A 22,283-nucleotide genomic window follows, 5' to 3' on the forward strand; every position below is an offset into this window, starting at 1 on the left:
TATTTTCGGCAATACCGATTCTAAAACCACGGAGGATTGCATGCTATTGAAGAGTCTGAACGTGTTGCGCGGGCCAAACTACTGGTCGCTGCAGCATCCGCAATTGATCGTGCTGCAACTTGACCTGCAGCGTACCCTTATCCAACACACAGACAAATTACCCGAGGTTGCGCGCGCCCTTACCCAAAGCCTGCCGGCGCTCGGGAAGCGGCATTACGCCCGCGGCCTGTGCACATCGCTCCTTGCCCTGCCGCCCGGACAGGCACTCGGCGAATTGATTGCCGTTGCGGCCCTGGAGCTTCAGCAGCTCGCGGGTGCCCCCTGCCACTTTGCGCAGGTACAGCCCACCGGCAAACCGGGTGAGTACGGCCTTGCCATTGAGTATTGCACGGAAGGCTGCGGACGCAGGGCCGCCGAAGGTGCGTTGGAGTTTGTGGGCGCGCTGCTCGAAGGCAGACCGTATAACTACGGCAGCCTTATCGACGAGCTGCGTGCGCTGCACGGGCAGGAAGCATTCGGACCGAGCACGGGCTCGCTGGTAGCGGAGGCCAGGAGGCGCGGCATCCCGGTGCTCCGGCTCGACGACGACGCCTATATCCAGTTGGGCTACGGCACGCGCCAGAAACGGATCGAAGCCACCATCAGCAGCGGCACGAGCGCTATCGCTGTCGACAAGGCCGGCGACAAGCACGCGGCAAAAATGCTGCTGGCCGCCGCCTTTGTGCCTGTACCGAAGGGCGAGGTGCTGCGGCAGGTGGACAACCTGCCCGACACGATCCGCAGCCTCGGGTTCCCGCTTGTGATCAAGCCGCTCGACGGCCACCAGGGACAAGGGGCTACGGTCAACATACGCAGCGAGGAGGCGGCACGCGAAGCCTTTGCCCGGGCTCTTCTCTATTCATCGAGCGTAGTAGTGGAGCAGTATATCTACGGTAGCGACTTCCGCGCGCTTGTGGTCAATTACAAATTTGTAGCGGCAGCGCGCCGTACACCGGCAGCGGTAACAGGCGATGGATTACACACGATCGCGCAGCTGCTGGAGGAAGTCAACCGCGATCCGCGCCGCGGTGATGGTCATGCCAACGTGCTTACCCGGATCGAGATCGACCAGGCTTCGCTCGACCTGCTGGCGGCACGTGGATTTACCCTGAACAGTATACCGGCCGAAGGCGAAACGGTGTACCTCAAATCCACCGCCAACCTCAGCACCGGCGGCACCGCCGAAGACGTCAGCGACCGCGTGCACCCAGCCAATATCCGCCTCTTTGAGCGAGCGGCCCGTATCATCGGCCTCGATATCTGCGGCATCGACATCATCGCGCCCGATCTCTCCACAGCTGTTACAGAAAACGGCGGCGCCGTCATCGAGGTCAACGCGGCGCCGGGCTTCCGCATGCACCTGGAGCCGACGCACGGCCAGGCGCGCAACGTAGCGGCGCCGGTGCTCGATATGCTGTTCCCGGAAGGGGGCACCGGGCGTATTCCCATTGTGGCGGTAACCGGCACCAACGGAAAGACCACGACCACAAGGCTTATTGCGGGTATGGCGCGGCAGGGTGGCTTCGTAACGGGTCTTACGACGACTGATGGCATCTACCTGAATAATGAACTGATCTACAACGGCGACTGCAGCGGCCCGGCCTCCGCACAGGCACTCCTCAAGGACCCGGCCGTTGAGTTTGCTGTACTGGAATGCGCGCGCGGCGGCATTCTCCGCTCCGGGCTTGGCTTCGACCATTGCGATGTGGCCGTGATCACCAACATCGCCGAAGACCACCTCGGTCTTGGCGGCATTCATACCCTCGACCAGCTGGCGCGCGTGAAAGGCGTCGTGGCGGCCTCCGTCCGGCGTGGCGGACACGTAGTGCTGAATGCCGACGACGACCGCGTGTACGCCCTCCGCGAGCATGTTGCCGGCGAGGTGCTGCTCTTCTCGCTTCACCCGGACAACATCCGCATTCAGCGGCATTGCGCCGCCGGTGGCCTCGCAGCTACCTACGACGAAGGCTACATCATGCTCCGCAAGGGCAACCAGCTGATCCCCATCGAAGCCGTGGAGCATGTGCCGCTGACGCATGGCGGCACGGCGGGCTTCAACATCGCCAATGTGCTTGCCGCAACGCTGGCGGCCTACGTATCCGGGATCTCGATGCCCGCGATCCGCTGCATCCTGCGTCGCTTCCGCAATTCGGCCGAAGACACGCCAGGCCGTATGAACCGCTTCGACCTCGGACACTGCACGGTGCTGGTCGACTACGCGCACAATGCACATGGCCTCCATGCGCTCGGCGAGTACGTGAAGGCCGTCCGCACAAAGCGCGCCGTCGGTGTCATCACCGGTGTCGGCGACCGCCGCAACGAGGATATTATCGCCATGGGTGCCGAAGCCGCGCAGATCTTTGATGAGATCGTGATCCGCTGCGACGCCGACCTGCGGGGGCGCACCGAATTCGAGATATCATCGCTCCTGCGCAGCGGTATCCACCAGGCGCTGCCCGGCAAAAAAGTATCGTATTGCGCCAACGAGCTCGAAGCCGTCGACTGTGCGCTCTCGAAGGCCGAGACCGGCGACCTTGTAGTTATACTTGTAGAGGACGTACAGGCCGTACTCGCGCGGGTCAGGGAACTGGCGCGCACTAGCGCGGCCGCGCGGATGGCGGTATAGCGCCTGCATGATTTTGAAAAAACAGGAGCCCCGCAGACCGGGGCTTCTTTCTTTGACAGAGAAGAACGCTTTTTGCTTCTGCGATACTGCGCAGGAAGAGCGAAACCCTGGTAGCTACGCCGAACGCTTTCCTTTGGCTTCGGGCTGAAAGCGCAGCAACTCAAGAAGCAGCAGCGCCACGAGGTCGCGGTAATTCTCCAGGTCGGATACCCAGAGCTTGCCTTTGCGGCGTATGTTGATCTTGCTGGGAATATACCCCTCCCCTCTATTCGCGGCGCCATCACTCAGGCAAAGACGGTACACCCCCGTCTCCTGCGCGGTTACATCGTAGGTCACCGCCCTATCGTTATAGTCTACAACGATCTGCATTCCCATGGTCACTATTTTTTGTAGGGGAACCGGGTTAAAAATGCTGCCAGTTCCTCCAGGGCGAAACGTTTTTCCTGCTGCCTCCCGGCACTACCGTGCTGCCACAGAAGCTGCGCCCGGCGCGGGTTCGAAGCAGGTGAGCGGGAGCATGTTGCTGCTGCGGGAGCGAAGTCCCAGGAGCCAGGCCATCGAGCCGGCAAGCTGCTTTTGATAGAGCTGTGCCTTATTGCTGCATTCACCAAGTGCTTTTACCTGGCTACCGAGCAGGGCCACCCAGGTTTGCGAGGAGCCCCCGACAAAGAAGCCATGGTCGTACCAGTTATCGGCCTTCTCGCCGCGGCCGTGATCGGTGGTAATAAGAAACGTGGTATTGTCCCTATACTGCGGAAGAGATTGCACAAAGCTCCACAACTCGCCGATCATCCGGTCGGCCTCGTTGGCGCTGCGGAGGTAGCGGTCGTAGCTTTTCTCATGGCCCGCATCGTCGGTGCCGCTGAAGCCGAGGAAAAAGACCTTGGGTGTTTTCCGCCGGATATAATCCATCGCCGAAAGGAAGGTGATGCGGTCGTCGCGTGTGGCGCGCCCCGGGTCGCTCGGGTGGGCCAGGATCGCATTGAGTGAGCGCTGGCCTTCGCCGAGTCCGTCGCCTGTGACGGCCTCCGCGCCGCTGTTGAGAAAGAAGCCGCTCCGCTCGCGGTTGAGGATATAGGGAAAGGCATCCCAGGAAGTGAATGCGGCCACTTCGCCTTTGTACCCGGGCACATCGTTGATGTACTCAAGCATGTTGCGGTTGCCGTTGTGTACCTTCTTATTGCTGGAAATGAAGACGTCCGTTTCGCCGGTGAAGATCTCGTTGTACCCCGGGTAGGAAATCTGGTACAGGTTGCGCGTGTTGCAAAGGTTGCCGACGGCGCGGTTGCCGTGCAGCTGGCCCTGGCGCGCGATCACGTTCCAGAAGAACGGCATCAGCTTGGCGCGGCGCTCCTGCGGGTTGTCGGCCCAATACAGCGCCTTGGTGAACGAGATATCAGAGGTCCATGCCGGGTTGTTGATGAGGGCCGAATCGGCACCGCCAAAGAGTTCCTGCCAGCGGTAGCCGTCGAGCGTGATGACAAACAGGTTCTGGCCGCTGGGCGCATCGGGGGCGCGAAGATCGCCGCCGCCGAGTGTGGCCCCCCAGCAAAGCAACAATCCAAGCACCAATCGGAGTTTCATGTAAGGTGTTTTAGGTCAGGTTACCCTTACACCAGATACAATTCTGTGCCAAACGTTAAAAATGCCCGATGGAGGATCTCGGATGTAGGATCTCGGATCTCTGATGTAGGATCTCGGATCTCTGATTTAGGATCTCGGATGTAGGATCCCACCTGGCCGTACATCAGCCATCCGACATCCTCCATCAGACACCTTCCCCTATTCCAGCACCAGCACCAGGTCGTCGGCCTTCACCATCTTGCCGGCATGGAGCGCGAGCCGGCCCACTTTGCCAGGCCGGGTGGCGGTGATGGTGGTTTCCATCTTCATCGCCTCGATCACAAACAGCGGCTGGTTGGCCTTCACCTCCTGCCCTTCCTTGATGAGGAACTGCGAGAGCTTACCCTGCAGCGGCGCGGCCACATGCCCGGGGTTTGCCTTGTCGGCTTTTTCATTTTCCGCCACGACGGTCTTGATGGTCGCATCCTGGACTTCGATGATACGCGTCTGGCCGTTGAGGCGCAGGAAGACCTTCCGCTTGCCTTCGGCGTCGGGCTCGCTGCAGGTGAGCAGGCGCACCAGGATGCTCTTGCCCTTGTCGATGGTGATGAGTACTTCCTCGTCGTTGCAGAGCCCGTAGAAGAAGTTGAGCGTCGGCACCGGCCACAGCTCGCCATAGGCGTTGCGCTGTTCCCAGTAGGCCTCGAACACCTTCGGGTAGAGCAGGTAGGAAAGCAGGTCCGTGTCCGTAACGGATTCCCCGAACTTTTCACGGAAGGCCTTCATCTCGGCGTCGAAATCGATGGGCGCCAGGTGCTCGTTTGGCCGCTCGGTGTACGGCTTCACGTCGCGGAGGATGATCTTCTGCAGCCTCGGGTCGAAGCCGCCGACAGGCTGGCCGATATCGCCGCGAAACAGCGACACCACCGACTCGGGGAAGTTGAGGCTGTGGCCGCGCTCGAGAATATCTTCCTTGCTGAGGTCGTTGGTCACCATAAACAGCGCCATGTCGCCAACGACCTTGGAGCTCGGCGTCACCTTTACGATATCGCCGAACAGCTCGTTCACCTCGCGGTAGGCCTTCTTGATGTCTTCCATCCGGTCGCCGAGGCCAAGCGACTGTGCCTGCGGCTTCAGGTTGGAGTATTGCCCGCCGGGTATCTCGTGGTAGAACACCTCGGCGCTCGAAGCCTTCATTCCGCTTTCGAATGGGTAATAGTATTCGCGCACCGCCTCCCAGTACGTGGAGTGCTGGTTGAGCGTTTCAATATCGTAGGGATTGTCGCGCTCCTGGAAGCGCATCATCTCCACCAGCGCGTTGAGATTGGGTTGCGAGGTGAGCCCGGAGAGGGCGCCGATACAGCCATCCACCACATCCACGCCTGCCTCGATGGCCTTCAAATACGTAGCCGCCTGCAGCGACGAGGTGTCGTGTGTGTGGAGGTGGATGGGGATCTTTACGGTTTGCTTCAGCTCGCCCACCAGCTCGTAGGCGGCCATCGGCTTCAGCAGCCCGCTCATGTCTTTAATGGCGAGAATATGGGCGCCGCTGTTCTCGATGTCCTTTGCAAACTGCCGGTAGTAAGCCAGCGTGTATTTGTGGCGTGAGTGGTCCTGGATGTCGCCGGTGTAGCACATCGCCACTTCGGCAATCGCTTTTGTTTTTTCGCGCACGGCCGTGATGCTCTTCTCCATATTGGGCATCCAGTTGAGCGAGTCGAAGATGCGGAATACGTCGATGCCTTCCTGCCAGCTCTTTTCCACGAAGGCCTCCACGAGATTGTCCGGGTAGGCTTTATAGCCTACGGCGTTGGCGCCGCGGAGCAGCATCTGCAACAGGATGTTGGGGATGGCGGCGCGCAGGAGGCGGAGGCGCTGCCAGGGATCTTCGTAGAGAAAGCGCATGCACACGTCGAAGGTGGCGCCGCCCCATACTTCCATCGAAAAGGTTTGCGGGAAATGCTGCGCGAAGGACGAGGCCGCCTTCAGCATATCAAGCGTGCGCACGCGCGTAGCCAGGAGGCTCTGGTGCGCATCGCGGTAAGTAGTGTCGGTATAGTGGATCATCTTCTCCGCCAGCAGCCACTCCGCGAACGCCTCGGGGCCAAGGCGATCCAGCCGCTGCTTTGTGCCGTCCGCGAAGCCCTTGCTGCTGTCGAAGGGAAGCGAAATGGGCTTCTCAAACTGCTTGTTCTTGTCGGGATGCTTGACGTCGGGATGCCCGTTGACGGAGATGTTGGCGAGGTAGCGGAGAATGCGGGTGCCGCGGTCCTGCGCCACTTTATAGGTGAATACCTCGGGGTGCTGCTGCAGGAAGTTCACCGTGGCATTGCCGGCGATGAACTCTGGATGGCTGATGATGTTGAGCAGGAAGCGGATGTTGGTGTTGACGCCACGTATCCGGAACTCGTTGAGCGCGCGCCGCAGCTTTTGCACGGCGTCGTGCACCGACGAGGAGTGCGCCGTCACCTTCACCAGCAGCGAGTCAAAGAAGGGCGAGATACGGACGCCGCTGTACACACTGCCTTCGTCGAGGCGAATGCCAAAGCCCTCGGCGCTGCGGTAGGCCAGCACGGTGCCGTAGTCGGGCATGAAGTCGTTCTCGGGGTCTTCCGTAGTAATACGGCACTGGATGGCGTAGCCGTTAAGCGGCACCTTTTCCTGCGCGGGCAGCCCGATGGCCTCGTCGTGCAGGCGCTCGCCTTCGGCAATCCGGATCTGCGTTTTTACAATATCGAAGCCCGTAACCATCTCGGTCACGGTGTGCTCCACCTGTATCCGCGGGTTGACCTCGATAAAATACACCTTGCCGTCCTGGTCTACAAGAAACTCGACGGTACCGACGTTGTTGTAGTTGACAGCCTTGCACAGTTGCACCGCGTACGCATACAGCTGCTCCTTCACCGGGGCGGGCAGGTGGAACGAGGGCGCCACCTCGACGATCTTCTGAAAGCGGCGCTGGAGGCTGCAATCGCGCTCGTAGAGGTGCATCACGTTGCCATGCCGGTCGGCCACCACCTGCACCTCGATATGCTTGGGATTTTCGATGAATTTCTCGAAGAAAACGGTATCGTCGCCGAAGGCATTCTTAGCCTCGCGGCGGGCTTCCGGAAAGCTTTTCTCGAGCTCCGACTCCGATCGGATAACGCGCATCCCGCGGCCACCACCGCCCGCTGCGGCTTTGAGCATCAGCGGGTAGCCGATCCGCCCGGCCTCGGTTCGCGCCACCTCTACAGAAGTCAGCTCGGCCACGCTGCTCTCAATCAGCGGCACGCCGCATTGCCGCGCGATATCCTTGGCCAGCACCTTGTCGCCAAGCTGCTGCATTACTTCGGGGTCGGGACCGATAAACGTGATGCCCACTTCGCGGCAGCGGCGGGCGAACGTGAAGTTTTCCGAAAGGAAGCCATAGCCCGGGTGAATGGCGTCGGCGCCGCAGTCGAGCGCGATGCGAAGAATGGCCTCGATGTCGAGGTAGGGCTTCAGGGGATCGTCGTCGCGGCCCACCTGGTAGGCCTCGTCGGCCTTGTAGCGGTGCAGCGAGTAGCGGTCTTCGAAGGTATAAACCGCTACGGTGCGTATATCCAGCTCGGTGCAGGCGCGGAGCACACGAATGGCGATCTCGCCACGGTTGGCGACCAGGAGTTTTCGGATCTTTTTTTCCATGAAGTGCGTGGTATCGGGGTGTAACGCAAATGTGCCGCATTTGGCAACGTGCGCGGCCCTTCTTGTACAAGGTACATGAAGGCCCGGCTAACAAGTGCAGGCAAGCGTCGGGGGAAGGACACTAAATTTTCGGACCAAAGTCGTGAATCGTCAATCGTGAATCGAGAAATCAACTAAAAGATGATAATGAAGAGAATACCCCCACTCCGCGGTAAAATTCAAACTGCCAGCGAAAAAACGTGAAATACTTTTTTTTCACAGCACCTTGCGTAAAACACGAGTTTGCTTCGCTGCGCTCGCAATGACGCGAAACGCACTGCTCTCCTAAGCAACTTCCATTGCGGCGTCAACTATTGCCGATTCCCGATTGCCGATTCCCGGATGTCAATCTGCGCTTGTTGTAGACTGCTCCCGGCGCTCCTGGCGCAGCGGCAGTACGATAACGAAGGTCGCGCCGGCCCCTTCCTGGCTGTGGGCGGTAACGATGCCGTTGTGGCGGTCGACGATCTTCTTGGTGATCGCCAGGCCGATGCCCGTGCCCTCGTATTTCTCCCGCGAATGAAGGCGCTGGAAGATGGTGAAGATCTTGTTGGCGTATTGGTCGTCGAAGCCGATGCCGTTGTCCGAAATGGTCAGGCGGAAATAGTCGCCATCCGGTTGCGCGGGGCTGTCGAAACTGAGCGCTGCAATCCGCTCGCTCCGCACCTGGATCACCGGCGGCACACCGGGGCGGGTGAACTTGAGGGCGTTGCTGATGATGTTCTGCAGTACCTGCCGGAGCTGGCCCGGCACGGCTTCGAGCTCCGGGAGCTGGTCCACCTCCACCTGTGCGCCCTTCTCTTCGATAAACAACTCTAGGTCGCTGAGCACTTCGGCAACAACCTTATTAAGGTCCACATGCTCGAAGAAATGGTTGACAGACAGGCGCGAATAAGCCAGCAGGTCGTTGATCAGTTTCGTCATCCGGGCCGACGAGTTGATGATCCGCGTGATGTAATCAACCGCGCCATCGTCGGCGCCGCTCAGGTAGCGGTCGCGGATGATATTGCTGAAGATGTGGATCTTCCGCAGAGGCTCCTTAAGATCGTGCGAGGCAACGGAGGCAAATTGCAGCAGCTCTGAATTGGAGGCTTCGAGGTCGGCATTGCTCCGCTGCAGCTCGTGGGTACGCTCCAGCACTTTCTGCTCCAGTGCATCGTGAAGACGCTGGAGCTCCTGGTTCTTGATGTGCAGCTGGCGCTCGGCTTCCTCGGCCTTCGTGATGTCCACAAGGGCGCCCACCATCCGGTAGGGAACCCCATATTCGTCGGCGATCACGGCGCCGCGGCCCGAGATGCTCGCGTAGCTGCCGTCTTGCTTATGAAGGCGGAAACGCTCCGACCAGTTGAGGCCCGTATTGATCGATTGATGAATGCTTTTCTCGATGCGCGGCTTGTCGTCGGCATGGATGTAATCGAGCCAGAGCGTCGGGCGCTGCACTTCGTTTTCGTGGTACGCGGCGCCGATGAGTCGGTAGAAGGTTTCGCTCCACCACATCTCGTTTTGTACGAGGTTCCAGTCCCACACCATATCATTGGTGGAGGCGGCAATGAGACGAAAGCGCTCTTCGCTCGAAGCCAGCTCGGAGGTGCGCTGCGTTACTTTTTCCTCAAGGCTTGAGTTGAGGAGCTTCAGGTTTTCCTTGGTGCGTACCAGCTCGTGGTAGTTGCGGCGCAGCTTCTCTTCGGATTCCTTCTTCTCGGTAATGTCGCTCCACGTAAGCACGAGGCCGTCGATCATCCGCACGCCCACCACCTCGTACCAAATTTCCGTTTGACCGCGGAGCAGGCGAACCTCGATATGCAGGTTGCGGTCGGTTTCGACAACCTCCACGCATTTGGCAAACAGGCCCTGCTTGGCGATATCCGGGAAGTTAGCCCGCAGCGAGCCGTTGACGTATTCGTAGTTGCGCTTGCCGATGAGAACGTCGGCAGCGTGGTTGGCAGCCTTGCAGGTAAAGTCGATGATGTTGCCGTCGAGGTCGCGCACGGTTTGCAGCGCGAGCACGGCGCTCAGCGAGGCATTGAAGACGGCCTTGACGATCTGGTTCAGCTCGCGCGTGGCGGTGATATCATAGAACGTAATAACCACGCCGTCAACCAAATGGTCCTGGCGGATATAAGGCAGGATGCGCATCAGAACGATGCGGTCGGCATGCGTGGTTACTTCTTTTTCGATCTGCACCTGGCGCTCGAGCACGCGGCGCACATCCTCCATGAGGTTCTCGTCGCGCACGTTCGTGGAGATATGCTCGATGGGACGGCCCACATCGGTTTCGATCAGGTTGATCAGCTGCACCGCCGCCGGGTTGAACTTCCGGATGCGGGCGTTGCGGTCCACGAACACCTGCCCGATCTCGGTGCTGCGGAAATAGTTGTTGAGGTCGTCGTTGAGCTCGAGCAGCTCCTTGATCCGGAGCTGGTGCTCGGTGTTCAGTGTATGCAGCTCCTCGTTAAGTGATTGCAGCTCCTCGTTGCTCGACTGCAGCTCCTCGTTTGCCGAGAGCAGTTCCTCGTTGCTCGACTGCAGTTCTTCGTTCGTGGTCTCGAGGCTTTCCACCGCCATCTGCAGGTTCATGCGCGTTTCCTTGAGCTCGTCTTCGAGCTCGGCGATGTAAGCGGCCGTTTCATTGTCGGTGGGAACGGTCATTTCGGCGTTGCTGCGGAAGTGCACTTCCTCGCTGGCCTGGCCAAACACGATCATGATCAACCCGTCGGGATGCTGCGGCGGCTTTACGATCACCTGCACCGCCTTTTCGTCGCTGCCGGTGCGCGGGCGCACCTGCATTGCCACCTTCGTCCCATCCTTGAGTGCCTTGCGGAGGCCGGAGTTGAGGGCAATGGCGAGGTCGGGGCCGACCATCTTGAGCACGTTCAGGGTAACGATCTTCTGCGGGAGCGAAAGGTAATGGCGGAAGTCGCCGATGCCTTCCTTGATCTCGTAATTGCGGTCCACGTAGACCGCGGCGTACCGGTATTCGTCGGTAAGCACGTTGCGGAAGTCTTCCGCCAGTTCGCGTGCCGTATTGTTATCCTTCACCACGCGGCCGGCGCGGCTTTCGCGGAGCGGCTTCGAGGTGTCGTACACCTGCTGGCTGTGCTTTTCATTGCCGGTCTTGCGGTAGATCTTCCACTTCGAGCTGATCTCCTGCAGCGAGCCCGCGATCGATGCCGGGATTTCGCTGGGACCGAGGAAGAGAATACCGCCGTTGTTGAGCGCGTAATGAAGCGTTGAGAATACGCGGCGCTGCAGGATGTTGTTCATATAGATCAACATATTGCGGCAGGTAACGATATCGTTCTTGATGAAAGGCGGGTCTTTCAGGATGTTGTGGCGCGCAAACACGATCTGCTTCCGGATCGCGGGCGCTACCACGTAGTTGCCACCCTGCTTGACAAAGTAGCGCGACAGGATCTCCGGGTCCACATCGGCCAGCAGCGGCGCGGGGTAAGTGCCCCGCGCGGCCGTTTCCACGGCGTCGATGTCGATGTCGGTGGCGAAAATCTTTACCTCGATGTTGCGCTCGTGGCGGCGCAGCTGCTCGTTCACGAGGATGGCCATGGAGTACGCCTCCTGGCCCGTGCTGCAGGCTGTGACCCAGATCTTGAGCACATCCTCGTCGGCCTTGCCACGGATCACCTCGGGCAGCACCTCCTTCGTGAAGATGTCGAAGGCGGCACTATCGCGGAAGAACTTGGTAACGCCGATCAGGAATTCCTTGCCGAGGCTTTTGCACTCCTCGGAATCGCGGCGCAGGAGCTCCAGGTATTCGTCGAATTTTTTCTTGCCCACATGGTGCATGCGGCGCAGGATGCGGCGGATGATGGTGGGCGACTTGTAGTTGTGAAAATCGTAGCCGCAGTGCTTCTCCACGAGCTTCAGCACCTCGGGCAGCGAGTTCTCGTCGGGGCGTCCCGCGTTGATGCGGCGGCCCGGCTTTTCCCGGGCATAGTTGAGGATCTCCTCGGGCATCTGACCCGGGCTCAGCACAAAGTCGGCATAGCCGGCGGCGATGGCGCTGTTGGGCATCCCGTCGAACTTGGCGCTGTTCGGGTCCTGCACGATGATCATGCCGCCGTTTTGCTGCACGGCTTCGATCCCGCGGGTGCCGTCGGTACCGGTGCCCGACAAGATAATGGCGATGGCATGCTCGCCCTGGTCTTCGGCCAGCGACTTCAGGAAGATATCGATGGCGGTATTGATCGACTTGTCAAAATGCTTTTCACTGAGCTGCAGGCGTCCGTCGTGAAGCTTCAGGAGCTTGTCGTTCGGGATGACGTAGACGCTGTTGGGTTCGAGCTGCTGATCGTGGCGCGCCTCGTGCACGTGCATCTTGGTATGCTTCGACACGAGCTCCACGAGGAGGCTTTTATAGTCGGGCGAGAGGTGCTGGATGATGACGAAGGAGCAATTCGAGTCGTGGGGCATGTGATCAAAGAACTCGTGGATGGCCTCGAGGCCCCCGGCAGAGGCGCCGATGGCGACTACAAATTGTTCTTTTTCACGGGTGGATGATATGGCTTGTTCTCGCTCCATGGGGTAAGGGGCCCTCTAAATTAGCTTATTTGTTATTCCTGAGCAGTTTTAAGGGCGTATTCGAGCAAAAATTGGCGAAAGGTTTCAGCCACCTGCTCTTCTGTTTCGGTCCACTCCTGAGCTGTATGCATGAGCGTTTGCTGCCAGAGCTGGAACGAATTCCGCGGGTGGTACCGCTGGCCGTCGCTTTCAAAGCGAACCGCCTCGTTGGGGTTGCCCCCCCAGCTGATCCGGCGAACGGCTTCCTTGCGGAACGCAAGCAGGTAATAGCCGCGCTCGGGAAGCACCGGCAGGGCCAGCAGGCCGCTGGCTTCCTCGGCAAAGCGGTCGGCGCCTTCGTATTCGGCGGCAAGGCTGGGCTGCTGGTACAGGCGCTTTACCTCGTGGGTCTGCAGCCAGTACACGAGGTCTTGTATTTCTACGGCCGACGGTGTACTGCCCCAGTGCTGGATGCTGCGGTGCCGCGCGAGGGCCACCCCGTCGGCGGCGAGCAGCGACAGCAGTGATTCCTCCTGCTGGTCGAGACCGGCCTGGAGGTCGCCGCTGCGGTAAACGGCCTCGGCTATGCGCGCCAGCGCCGCATGCCCTTCGGCCTTGCTCTGCGCTACCTGCGCGTCTTCGACGGCGCCGATCTTGGCGGTGATGAACGTGGAGAGCAACTCGAACACCGAGCATTCCTGGTAGCTGAGGTAGCGTGGGCTGCGGTGGTGACAGGCAATAAGGCCCCACAGCTTCCCGTCTTTCAAAATACGCGTCGACATAGAGGCCACCACCTTCATGTTGCGGAGGTACTCGAGGTGCACACCGGCAACGCTGCGCAGGTTGCTGTTCGACAGGTCGGTGAAGGAATGCGTTTGCGGGTTCAGCACCGGGTGGAGGCGTATGGGTGTATAGTCGACGTTGGGAATAAGGCGGTAGGGATTTTTCCGGTACAGCTCGCGCGCCTGCCGCGGAATGTCGGACGCCGGGAAGAACTGGTGCATATACCGCTCCATGCCTTCCTCGCACTCCTCGGCGATCACCTCGCCGTTCCAGTGCTTGTCGAAGCGGTACACCATCACCTTGTCGAAGCCGGAGAAGGCCTTCAGCTCGCGGGCAATGAGGCTGCAGGCTTCTTCCACTCCTTCCGTGCCTTCGATAGCGGCCATCACGTACTTGAGGCGCTCGTAAACATCCACGAAGCTCGGCTCCACATCGCGAAGCTGCTCGGCTTCCATCAGCACGTAGCCGTCGACCGGCTCGACCACCAGCAGGAAGGAGCGGCCGTTGATGGACACCTGTATCGGGAACTTCCCTTCGGGCACCGACGACATCCGCTCGCTGAGCCGCGCGAGCTGCTCATCGGAAATATGATCGCTCAGTAAGGTGCCGGCAAAATCGGCCGCGGCGATACCGAATTGATCCAGGGTATTTTCACTGCACTGCAGAACGCGCCAGCCCTCGCGGGCCACCACCAGGAGCACGCCGTGGGGCTGCACCAGGTTGGTCTGGTTGAGGGGTACGCGTCCGCAAAACTCGGAGTCGAAATTCAGGCGATTTTGTTCAGCACCGGGAGTTGTTGTTGTAGCCAAAGGTCAAAGGATTGAAACGTGAGGGTAGCCGATTGCCGGATGGCATCGTAGGACAGGCGCGGCGCGGCCTGCTCGAGGGCCGCGAGGAACGCGATCCAGGACGGACCGGTGTGCGCGCCGTAGCCCGAGAAAAAGCGAAGCGGCGCGCCGGGAAGCTGCGCGGACAGCATGCGGCAGATAATGCGGCCACCAAGCGTAGACCCTTCGAGCACGTAGAGCGCGCCCCAGGCCGCGGCTGCCGAATCGATCGCGGTTGCTGCAGGCATGGGCATATCGTCAGTGCTGGGATGCCCTAGGGCGGCGAGGTCGTCAAGGAGCCAGTCGGCCTTGCGGCGGCTGGCGATGTCGGGAAGCGCCTCCGCGGGAAGGGCAGCGGCGATGCGTGACTCGAGGCTGGCGTAAAAGGCGTAGAACGAACGAAGCAGGCGTGCATACGATTCCGCGTCGCCGATGGATTCGAGCTGCGGTTGCAGGCGGGCTTCAAGGGTTTCGTGCACAAGCCGCGTATCGCTTTTCAAACGAGACGCAACTGCGTGCGGGTCAGGGTGAACCATACGATAAAAATAAGATAATGATCTTCCCGTGCGCCGTTAATCTCTGTTAAAAGGAAAGCGGCGGTAGCGCCTATCTTTGCGGGCACCCGAAAATGCCCCTGCTGTATGGAAGAAAAAACGATTGCCCCTCTTCGTGCCCTTGTTGATAAAACCAATGCGCTGCTCGAAACCATTCATCTTGGTGGCGGCGCCAAGGCCATCGCCAAGCAAAAAGAAAAAAACAAGCTGACCGCGCGTGAGCGGATCGACTACCTCACCGACAAGGGCGCACCCTTCGTGGAGATCGGCGCCTTTGCGGGCTACGGCATGTATGCCGAGCACGGGGGTTGTCCCGCCGGCGGCACCGTTGCCGGCATTGGCTACGTGAGCGGCCGCCAGTGCGTGCTTGTGGCCAACGACCAGACCGTGAAAGCGGGCGCCTGGTTTCCCATCACGGGGAAGAAAAACCTGCGGCTGCAGGAGATCGCGCTGCAGAACCACCTGCCGATCATTTACCTCGTGGACAGTGCGGGTGTATACCTCCCGATGCAGGACGAGATCTTTCCCGACAAAGAACATTTCGGCCGCATTTTTTACAACAACGCGCAGATGAGCGCTGCGGGCATCGTGCAGATCGCGGCGGTGATGGGCGCCTGTGTAGCCGGCGGTGCGTACCTGCCCATTATGAGCGATGAAACGCTGATGGTCGAAGGCGCGGGCTCCATCTTCCTCGCGGGTCCTTACCTCGTGAAGGCTGCCATCGGCGAAGACATCGACACCGAAACACTCGGCGGTGCCGCCACCCACACCGAGATCTCCGGCATCGCCGATTATAAATTCGCCACCGAGCAGGAATGCCTCGACCAGGTGAAGAAGATCATGGACAAGCTCGGCGAACCAAAAAGCGCCGGCTTCGACCGCGCCGAGCCGAAGAAGCCCAGGCTGCGTGCTGAAGACCTGTACGGCTTTATCGGCGCCGACAACAGCAAGCCGTACGACATGGTGGAAATGATCCGCCACATCGTGGACGAATCGGAATTCGAGGAATACAAAAAAGACTACGGCAAAACGATCATCTGCGGCTATGCCCGCATCGATGGCTGGGCGGTCGGCATCGTGGCCAACCAGCGCAAGATCGTCAAGAATAAGAAAGGCGAGATGCAGATGGGCGGCGTTATCTACAACGACAGCGCCGACAAGGCTGCCCGCTTCATCATGAACTGCAACCAGAAAAAGATTCCACTCCTGTTCCTCCAGGATGTGACCGGCTTTATGGTCGGCTCGCGCTCGGAGCACAGCGGGATTATCAAGGACGGCGCGAAGCTGGTGAACGCGGTTGCCAACAGTGTCGTACCGAAGATCACCATCATCGTCGGCAACTCTTACGGCGCCGGCAACTATGCCATGTGCGGCAAGGCCTACGATCCGCGCTTTATTTACGCGTGGCCTTCGGCAAAGATCGCGGTGATGGGTGGTGAGCAGGCCGCGAAGACCCTGCTGCAGATACAGGTGGCGGGGCTCAAGGCCAAGGGCGAAGTGATCTCGCCCGAAGTGGAGTCGGAGCTGCTGCAGCGGATCAAGGGACGCTACGAGGAGCAGACCTCGCCCTACTACGCGGCATCGCGTCTCTGGGTGGATGCGATCATCGACCCGGCCGACACGCGGATGCTCGTTTCGGAAGCGATCGCGGCGGCGCAGCAGGCGCCCATCGCGAAGGATTTCCGCACGGGAGTTTTCCAGGTTTGACGACAGCGCCCCGCGGCGCCGAAGGCGTTTCTCTTTCGGCCCCGTTTCGCTTTTTTTCTTATTTTCACGCCCAAACCTACTAACAACGTTTTATGAGAAAATTCACGATCGGGCGTATGGGTCTGTACGCCTGTCTCGGCGTAGTGCTGTTTGCCTCCTGCAAGAATGACTCCTACCTCACCGCCATGCCGGCTGTTGCGGACCAATCCTTCTCGGAAGAATTCGACACCCTGAGCGCCGCTCTCCAGCGTGGTTGGGAACTTCACAACGGCAGCTCGCCCGTCGGGCCTGCTGTATGGCAGAATGGCGGCGACCTTATTCCCTGGTTCGCTCCCTATTCCAACAACGGCTCCAACGCCGGCTTCGTAGGTGCTGGCTACCTCTCCACATCGGGCGGTTCGACCATCATCGCCAACTGGCTCATCTCCCCCGCCGTTACCCTGCAGAACGGAGACTCCATCTCATTCTATACACGTGCCTACGTCGACGATATCTCCGGCGGCGGTGTTACCGACTCCACCGACTGGGCCAACCACATGGAGCTGCTGATCTCCACGAGCGGCGCCAACGCCAAGCCGGGCGACGGCAACAGCTACGGCGACTTCGGTAAGATCCTCGTAGACATCAACCCCTATTACTACGACAGCAACCACAACCTGCTCTATCGCGACAACCATACAAACCCGGCGCTGTTCGACCCGTTGGCTTACCCGATCCGCTGGACCCGCTTCGTGGGCGTCGTTCACGATCTTGCCAAGCCGGCCACGGGCCGCTTTGCCTTCCGCTACCACCTGATCGGCGGCGGTAATGCCGGCTACGGTTCCGGCGTGGCCATCGACAAGGTTGAATACAAAAGCGCCTCGCGCAATAAATAACTCCTCAAACATCGCGACATGAAAAAAAACATACTCATAGGCACGGCAACATTTGCCGCGCTGGCCACGCTGATGCTCTCCTGCGTGAAAGATGCGAAGCCGGCCGCCGAAGGACTTCCTTCCGGTTTTGTTCCCGGCTCTTTTACAGAGGAATTTGATTCGGTTGGCAATCTCGCCGGCAAGGGCTGGGTGATCATCAACCGCTCCGAGCCGATGGGCGCCCAAGGCTGGCGCCAGGGCCGCTACGAGCCCGCCACCGGTGTACAGAATAAGTTTGCCGGACCCGTTCCCTACCTCGGCTTCCCCGCGCACTCCGCAAGCAAAACACCCAACGACTTCGTATCGGCCGACGTAAGCGTCGTAGCCGGCACGGGCAATATCAGCGCCTGGCTCATCTCGCCGGTACTCCCGATGAAGAACGGCGACAAGATCAGCTTCTGGACACGCGCCGTCGACGACTCAAACTTCCCCGTCGACCCGCTCTCCGGCGATCCCGCTACGCCCACCCGCGACCGCATGCAGGTGCGCGCCAACTTCACCGATGGCTCGGCCAACGTGGGCGGCGACGCTTCCTCGGTAGGCAGCTTTACCAACCTGCTGCTCGACATCAACCCGACCTATGTCGAGAACTACCCGAGCGGCTATCCCGAAGCCTGGACGAAATACACCGTCACCATCAGCGGCATCCCGAACGGCGTTACGTCGACGGGTCGCTTTGCCTTCCGCTACGTGGGCAGCAGCGCCGGCCTGCAGGGTCCGAACTACGCTTCGGTGGTGGGTATCGACCAGCTCGTATTCACGCACCAGAACTGATCCCGATGCACGATACTGCGAGGCTGCCGAAAGGCAGCCTTTTTTTTGTGCCGGCAGGCCTAACTTCGCGGACCATGAAGTGCCCGCTGCTGCTGCTTATTTGTTTCCTCCTTACCTCCTGCGGCTCCGGGCGCCCGGGCGGCGCTGCTGCCGTGCCCGCCGCGCTTCCTGCCGACCCGGTTCCTGCGCGGATGGACAGCCTGAAGGCACTTGCCCGGCCCGGCGACCTCCTCTTCCGCCTCGGCGATGATATGGTAAGCTACTCGATCCGCTTTCTTTCGGAAAAAGATCCATCCTATTCGCATGTGGGCCTGCTGGTGCCGGTTAACGGCAGTCTCCAGGTAGCGCATATCGGACCCTACGACGGCGGGCGCGATACCCTGCACAGCGAGCCCATCGACTCTTTTCTCAACCCCGCCAAAAACCTGCTGGCCGGCCTGTACCGTTTCCGGATCTCCGACGCAGAGCGCGTACGCTTCCTCGCCAATGTCGACGGCTGGCGGCGCAGGGGCGTGCACTTCGACTACTGGTACGACCTCGGGACGAACGACAAGCTGTATTGCTCCGAGCTGATCGCCAAATCGCTGGCGCCCGCAACCGGTAACCGCCTTCAGTTCCCGGGCAAGCTGCTTCCGCAGTCGATGCTGAAACTGATGTACGCCTACTTTGCCACTTTATCTACCGACACGACGCTGATCCGCAAGCGCCCGTACATTTCGCTGGACCAGCTTTATACGAGCGGCCACTGCGACTCACTGATCAAAATTTCCCTTCGCAACAACCCATGAGCACCCCTCCCATCATCATGTATACCGACGGATCGGCGCGCGGTAACCCCGGCCCCGGCGGTTACGGCGTCATCCTTATGAGCGGCCCGCACCTGAAAGAGCTCGCGCAGGGCTTCCGCCGCACCACCAACAACCGGATGGAGCTGCTGGCCGTCATCCGCGGGCTCGAAGCACTCAAGCGGCCCGGGCAAACCGTTACCGTTTATTCCGACAGCCAGTACGTGGTGAAGGCCATCGAGGAAGGCTGGCTCCGCAACTGGCTGCGCACGAATTTCAAAGGAAAAAAGAACGCCGACCTGTGGAAGCGTTACAACGAAGTGGCCCAGCAGCATACCGTTCGCTTCGTATGGGTGAAGGGCCATGCCGACAATCCGTATAATAACCGCTGCGACGAGCTCGCCACCGGCGCCGCCGATGGAAAGGGATTGCTGGTGGACCAGGGATACGAATCGGGCGCGGCGGGATGATCGGCCCATAAGGTCCGTCATGGCGAGCGCAGCGAAGCAACCTCGCCAGTCTGAATACTTTTTCGATTTTCGACAACATCAGCAAATGATCGCCTCCGTAAAAGAGGTATGACCTGCGGCGCGCACGGGTTTGCTCCACCCGCAATGACAAAGGCCCTTCGCTGAGCGAAGGGCCTTTGTAGTATCTGCGTTATCTGCGTACGCTTAGAAGGCAAGTTGCTCCTGCTTCCGCGTCAGCGCATACCAGGCACCGAAGAAGAGTGCGGAGAAGAGCGCTGTTGCGGCGAGGCTCCAGCCATAGAACGGAAGACCGTCGGCGAAGCATTGCATGAGGCCGGCGAAGGTTTTGGGACGGCTGTAACCGCCGCCGCCAAGCCATACCTGGAAATTGCTCAGGATGAAGTAAGCCGTGGGCGCAGCCAGCGAAGCCAGTGCCATGCGGCCCACGTTGAAGTTGCGGATCATAAAGCCGAATACGGTCAGCGATACAAACAGCACATAGTTGATCGCCTGCCCGCTGTAGAAGCCGGGGATCTTCGAGTACCCATTGACGTAGAGCAGCTGGTAGAACGCGTCCGACAGCAGCATCGACAGCAGGGGCATCAGGAACGACCATTTCTTATCGCGGATGACGGCGCCGCTGAACAGGGCCACGGCGATCTGCGGGGCGAAGCCGAAAGGACGGCCATCCCAGGCACGGTAGCAGGAACAGGCCAGGACCAGGAGACCGAAGGAAAGTAGCAGCGACGTATTGCGTTTCATCAGGATCGAAATTAGGCGACAAAAATAGGGAAGTCCGCCGATCGCTTTTCACATTTTATACAGTGGGCACACGGGCGGTACACAGTTGCAGCGGCTCCGCCGCCTGCACCTGCAGTACGGCTTCGGCGCAGCAGAAAAAGGCCGCACCGGGCTTCAGCGGAAAGCTGTTCGCGCCCTCCTGCGCCGTGCCTGTTCCTTCGAGCAGCAGCACGATCGAGGGCGTGTCGGCATACACGAAGTGACGGTCGCCGCTGCGAACGCGGCAATGCTCGAGGGAGAACTCCGCCACGGGTCCATCGTAGGGCGCACAGGTTCCGGGCGCACGGCGCAGTACCTGCGGCTCGGTGGCTTCGAAGCGCACGAGACGCAGGAGCTCCGGCACGTCGCGGTGCTTCGGCGTGAGTCCTGCGCGGAGCACATTGTCGGAGTTGGCCATCAGTTCCACGCAGCGCCCTTCGAGGTAGGCATGGGGCAGCCCGGCGGCCTGGTAGATACCCTCGCCGTCGCGGAGGCGGAGGAGGTTGAAGAAGTAGATCGAGAAAAGCCCGGGGTCGAGGTCGCCCTGCGGGCAGAAGGTTTCCACGGCGCGCGCGGCCCAGAAGTCGGGGCTGAAGCGCGAAAGGCTACCCGCGCGGTATTCGGGCAGGATGCGGTCGACGAGCGGCTGCATTATCCGGTTTACATCTGTCTGCGGCAGGCGCAGCACGTGCTCGTAGAGACGCCGGTAATCGCCGCCGGCGAAATAGGGCCGCAGCTCCGCGAACTCGGGCACTTCCGCGAGTGTCGCCTCGAGTGCTGCCTCGTTGCGAAAACCATGGAGCAGCCAGAACTCGCCAAGGGCCATCATGATCTCGGGCTTGTGCTGCCGGTCTTTGTAGTTGCGCTCCGGCGCGTCGATGGGAATGCCGGCGCGCTCCTCGCGCTCGAAGCCTTCGCGGGCCTGCGCGGCATCGGGGTGAACCTGTATCGAAAGCATCTGCGCTACATCGAGCACCTTGAGCAAAAAGGGCAGTCCCGCAAAGCGCTCCCGCACCGAAGTGCCCAGCGCAAACTCGGGCTCGCGCGCAATGAAGCGGTCAAGCGGCTCGTCGCCGTCGGCGCGGTGCAGCACGGAGGGACAGGCCGGGTGCACGCCAAGCCAGTATTCGGCCCAGGGCTTGTCGCCGGGGGATTCACCCAGTAATCCGGGGAGAAAAACACGGCCGCCCCAGGCATAATGCTGCACGATACCGCTGATGGGAAAAACACGTTGGTCGGGGATCTGGGTCGCCATAATTTACCCGCTAAAATTAGTTATGGCCGTGCACAATGAACGCGGAAAAAACGGCGAGGCGCTGGCCGTCACCTGGCTGGGGCGGCAGGGCTTCCAGGTGCTTGAAACCAACTGGCGCTACGGGCACCTCGAGATCGACGTCATTGCCCTCAGGGAAGGCATCCCGCATTTCGTGGAAGTAAAGTATAAATCGGGAAGCACGTTCGGCCCACCGGAGCTCAAAGTGAACCGGCAGAAGTACCGCAACGTCGCCAATGCCGCGGCAGCCTGGCTGCGCCGCAACCCGCAGTACCGCGACCTGCGGATCGACATCCTCGCGATCACCGAGCTCAAGGGAAAGGAGCCCGAGTATTTCTTTATCCGGAATGTATCGTTGTGAGGTGAGCGGGTGAGCGGTGAGCGGGTGAGCTCCCACCTTCTGAACCCCCTGAACCTTCTGAACCTTCCTACAGCTTCCCGACCTTCTCGATCATCTTCTCCACGAACGTGAAGGTGGCGGGGCAGTACTGCACGTTTTGCTTGTGGATATGCAGGTAGTTGCGCGCGGGCTTTTTGGCGAGGTGCGGGAAGCCGGCGCAGTCTGCGGGGCGGATGGGATAGATGGAGCACATGTTGGTGCGCTTGTCGAGAAACTGGCAGGGCGTGCTGCGGTTCATCCACTCTCCTTTCCGGTCTTTGTACAGCCACTTTTCCTTGAAGGCGTCGACCGTCATGCCGAGGTGGCCGGAGATGCGCTTGAGGTCCTGCGGCGTGTAGGTGGGCGTCATCACGCGGCAGCAATTGGAGCAGGCGAGGCAATCCACCTCGGCCCAGGTTTCGCGGTCGGCCTCGGCGGTAAGCTTGTCGATGCCGCGGGGCAGGTTATTTTCCAGCTTGGTAAGGAAGCGGCGCAGGCGCGGGCGATGCACCAGCACCTTTTCATTGAATTTGCGGCGATAGACGGACATGGGGTGAAGGTACAGAATATCGAATATCGAATATCGACC

The 22,283-nt window shown here is 60.3% G+C and carries 16 protein-coding genes; 7 read left to right on the forward strand and 9 right to left on the reverse strand.

Annotated features, from left to right (window positions below):
• Positions 1–40: 40 nt before the first annotated feature.
• Positions 41–2,665: a cyanophycin synthetase gene (cphA, locus tag ACYU7Z_RS05545; protein WP_460568213.1), complete on the forward strand. Its 2,625-nt coding sequence runs from the start codon at positions 41–43 to the stop codon at positions 2,663–2,665.
• A 114-nt stretch (positions 2,666–2,779) separates the two neighbouring features.
• Here cphA and ACYU7Z_RS05550 read toward each other — a convergent pair whose 3' ends face one another.
• The 6 genes from ACYU7Z_RS05550 to ACYU7Z_RS05575 form a co-directional block, all read right to left on the reverse strand.
• Entirely contained in the window at positions 2,780–3,040 is a 261-nt protein-coding gene (locus ACYU7Z_RS05550) for a hypothetical protein (protein WP_460568215.1), read from the reverse strand.
• 84 nt (positions 3,041–3,124) lie between these two features.
• Positions 3,125–4,249, reverse strand: a complete 1,125-nt coding sequence (locus tag ACYU7Z_RS05555) for an alkaline phosphatase family protein (protein ID WP_460568217.1) — start codon at positions 4,247–4,249, stop codon at positions 3,125–3,127.
• Between the two features lie 198 nt (positions 4,250–4,447).
• On the reverse strand, positions 4,448–7,894 hold the full coding sequence (locus ACYU7Z_RS05560; RefSeq protein WP_460568219.1) for a pyruvate carboxylase: 3,447 nt from the start codon (positions 7,892–7,894) through the stop codon (positions 4,448–4,450).
• A 384-nt stretch (positions 7,895–8,278) separates the two neighbouring features.
• Positions 8,279–12,469: a chemotaxis protein CheB gene (locus ACYU7Z_RS05565; protein ID WP_460568221.1), complete on the reverse strand. Its 4,191-nt coding sequence runs from the start codon at positions 12,467–12,469 to the stop codon at positions 8,279–8,281.
• A 32-nt stretch (positions 12,470–12,501) separates the two neighbouring features.
• Complete coding sequence (locus ACYU7Z_RS05570) at positions 12,502–14,040, reverse strand: GAF domain-containing protein (RefSeq protein ID WP_460568223.1); 1,539 nt, start codon at positions 14,038–14,040, stop codon at positions 12,502–12,504.
• Complete coding sequence (locus ACYU7Z_RS05575) at positions 13,998–14,537, reverse strand: biliverdin-producing heme oxygenase (RefSeq protein WP_460568225.1); 540 nt, start codon at positions 14,535–14,537, stop codon at positions 13,998–14,000. Before ACYU7Z_RS05575 ends, ACYU7Z_RS05570 begins: the two co-directional genes overlap by 43 nt.
• Positions 14,538–14,699: 162 nt before the next feature.
• On the opposite strand from ACYU7Z_RS05575, the gene ACYU7Z_RS05580 reads away from it, so the two are divergent.
• The 5 genes from ACYU7Z_RS05580 to rnhA all read left to right on the forward strand — a co-directional run bounded on the left by ACYU7Z_RS05580 (position 14,700) and on the right by rnhA (position 19,262).
• Positions 14,700–16,319, forward strand: coding sequence for an acyl-CoA carboxylase subunit beta (locus ACYU7Z_RS05580; RefSeq protein WP_460568227.1), 1,620 nt, complete (start codon positions 14,700–14,702; stop codon positions 16,317–16,319).
• Between the two features lie 92 nt (positions 16,320–16,411).
• Positions 16,412–17,194: a choice-of-anchor J domain-containing protein gene (locus ACYU7Z_RS05585; RefSeq protein ID WP_460568229.1), complete on the forward strand. Its 783-nt coding sequence runs from the start codon at positions 16,412–16,414 to the stop codon at positions 17,192–17,194.
• Between the two features lie 18 nt (positions 17,195–17,212).
• Positions 17,213–18,007 (forward strand): choice-of-anchor J domain-containing protein, encoded by a 795-nt coding sequence (locus ACYU7Z_RS05590; protein ID WP_460568231.1) that lies wholly within the window; start codon positions 17,213–17,215, stop codon positions 18,005–18,007.
• 74 nt (positions 18,008–18,081) lie between these two features.
• Positions 18,082–18,795 (forward strand): C40 family peptidase, encoded by a 714-nt coding sequence (locus ACYU7Z_RS05595; RefSeq protein WP_460568233.1) that lies wholly within the window; start codon positions 18,082–18,084, stop codon positions 18,793–18,795.
• A complete protein-coding gene (gene rnhA / locus ACYU7Z_RS05600) occupies positions 18,792–19,262 on the forward strand; it encodes a ribonuclease H family protein (protein WP_460568235.1) in 471 nt (156 codons plus the stop codon). The genes ACYU7Z_RS05595 and rnhA overlap by 4 nt, the downstream gene beginning before the upstream one ends.
• Before the next feature lie 204 nt (positions 19,263–19,466).
• Here the strand turns inward: rnhA and ACYU7Z_RS05605 are convergent, their stop codons facing one another.
• Both ACYU7Z_RS05605 and manA read right to left on the reverse strand, forming a co-directional pair.
• The gene (locus ACYU7Z_RS05605) at positions 19,467–20,024 is read right to left on the reverse strand and encodes a DUF6580 family putative transport protein (RefSeq protein WP_460568237.1); all 558 of its coding nucleotides are present in this window, start codon (positions 20,022–20,024) and stop codon (positions 19,467–19,469) included.
• Between the two features lie 55 nt (positions 20,025–20,079).
• Positions 20,080–21,297 (reverse strand): mannose-6-phosphate isomerase, class I, encoded by a 1,218-nt coding sequence (manA, locus tag ACYU7Z_RS05610; RefSeq protein WP_460568239.1) that lies wholly within the window; start codon positions 21,295–21,297, stop codon positions 20,080–20,082.
• A 22-nt stretch (positions 21,298–21,319) separates the two neighbouring features.
• Here manA and ACYU7Z_RS05615 point away from each other — a divergent pair, with 22 nt between their 5' ends.
• Complete coding sequence (locus tag ACYU7Z_RS05615) at positions 21,320–21,676, forward strand: YraN family protein (protein WP_460568241.1); 357 nt, start codon at positions 21,320–21,322, stop codon at positions 21,674–21,676.
• Between the two features lie 67 nt (positions 21,677–21,743).
• On the opposite strand, the gene ACYU7Z_RS05620 is transcribed toward ACYU7Z_RS05615, so the two are convergent.
• A complete protein-coding gene (locus tag ACYU7Z_RS05620) occupies positions 21,744–22,244 on the reverse strand; it encodes a YkgJ family cysteine cluster protein (RefSeq protein ID WP_460568243.1) in 501 nt (166 codons plus the stop codon).
• Between the last annotated feature and the right edge of the window lie 39 nt (positions 22,245–22,283).

This window comes from Flaviaestuariibacter terrae (assembly GCF_054777635.1).

Excerpts from the sequence above, each read along its gene's own strand:
- ACYU7Z_RS05550 (WP_460568215.1), bottom strand. The coding sequence starts at position 3,040 with ATGGGAATGCAGATCGTTGTAGACTATAACGATAGGGCGGTGACCTAC.
- cphA (WP_460568213.1), top strand. The coding sequence starts at position 41 with ATGCTATTGAAGAGTCTGAACGTGTTGCGCGGGCCAAACTACTGGTCG.
- ACYU7Z_RS05620 (WP_460568243.1), bottom strand. The coding sequence starts at position 22,244 with ATGTCCGTCTATCGCCGCAAATTCAATGAAAAGGTGCTGGTGCATCGC.
- ACYU7Z_RS05590 (WP_460568231.1), top strand. The coding sequence starts at position 17,213 with ATGAAAAAAAACATACTCATAGGCACGGCAACATTTGCCGCGCTGGCC.
- ACYU7Z_RS05615 (WP_460568241.1), top strand. The coding sequence starts at position 21,320 with ATGGCCGTGCACAATGAACGCGGAAAAAACGGCGAGGCGCTGGCCGTC.
- ACYU7Z_RS05580 (WP_460568227.1), top strand. The coding sequence starts at position 14,700 with ATGGAAGAAAAAACGATTGCCCCTCTTCGTGCCCTTGTTGATAAAACC.
- rnhA (WP_460568235.1), top strand. The coding sequence starts at position 18,792 with ATGAGCACCCCTCCCATCATCATGTATACCGACGGATCGGCGCGCGGT.
- ACYU7Z_RS05555 (WP_460568217.1), bottom strand. The coding sequence starts at position 4,249 with ATGAAACTCCGATTGGTGCTTGGATTGTTGCTTTGCTGGGGGGCCACA.
- ACYU7Z_RS05560 (WP_460568219.1), bottom strand. The coding sequence starts at position 7,894 with ATGGAAAAAAAGATCCGAAAACTCCTGGTCGCCAACCGTGGCGAGATC.
- ACYU7Z_RS05585 (WP_460568229.1), top strand. The coding sequence starts at position 16,412 with ATGAGAAAATTCACGATCGGGCGTATGGGTCTGTACGCCTGTCTCGGC.
- ACYU7Z_RS05595 (WP_460568233.1), top strand. The coding sequence starts at position 18,082 with ATGAAGTGCCCGCTGCTGCTGCTTATTTGTTTCCTCCTTACCTCCTGC.
- manA (WP_460568239.1), bottom strand. The coding sequence starts at position 21,297 with ATGGCGACCCAGATCCCCGACCAACGTGTTTTTCCCATCAGCGGTATC.
- ACYU7Z_RS05605 (WP_460568237.1), bottom strand. The coding sequence starts at position 20,024 with ATGAAACGCAATACGTCGCTGCTACTTTCCTTCGGTCTCCTGGTCCTG.
- ACYU7Z_RS05565 (WP_460568221.1), bottom strand. The coding sequence starts at position 12,469 with ATGGAGCGAGAACAAGCCATATCATCCACCCGTGAAAAAGAACAATTT.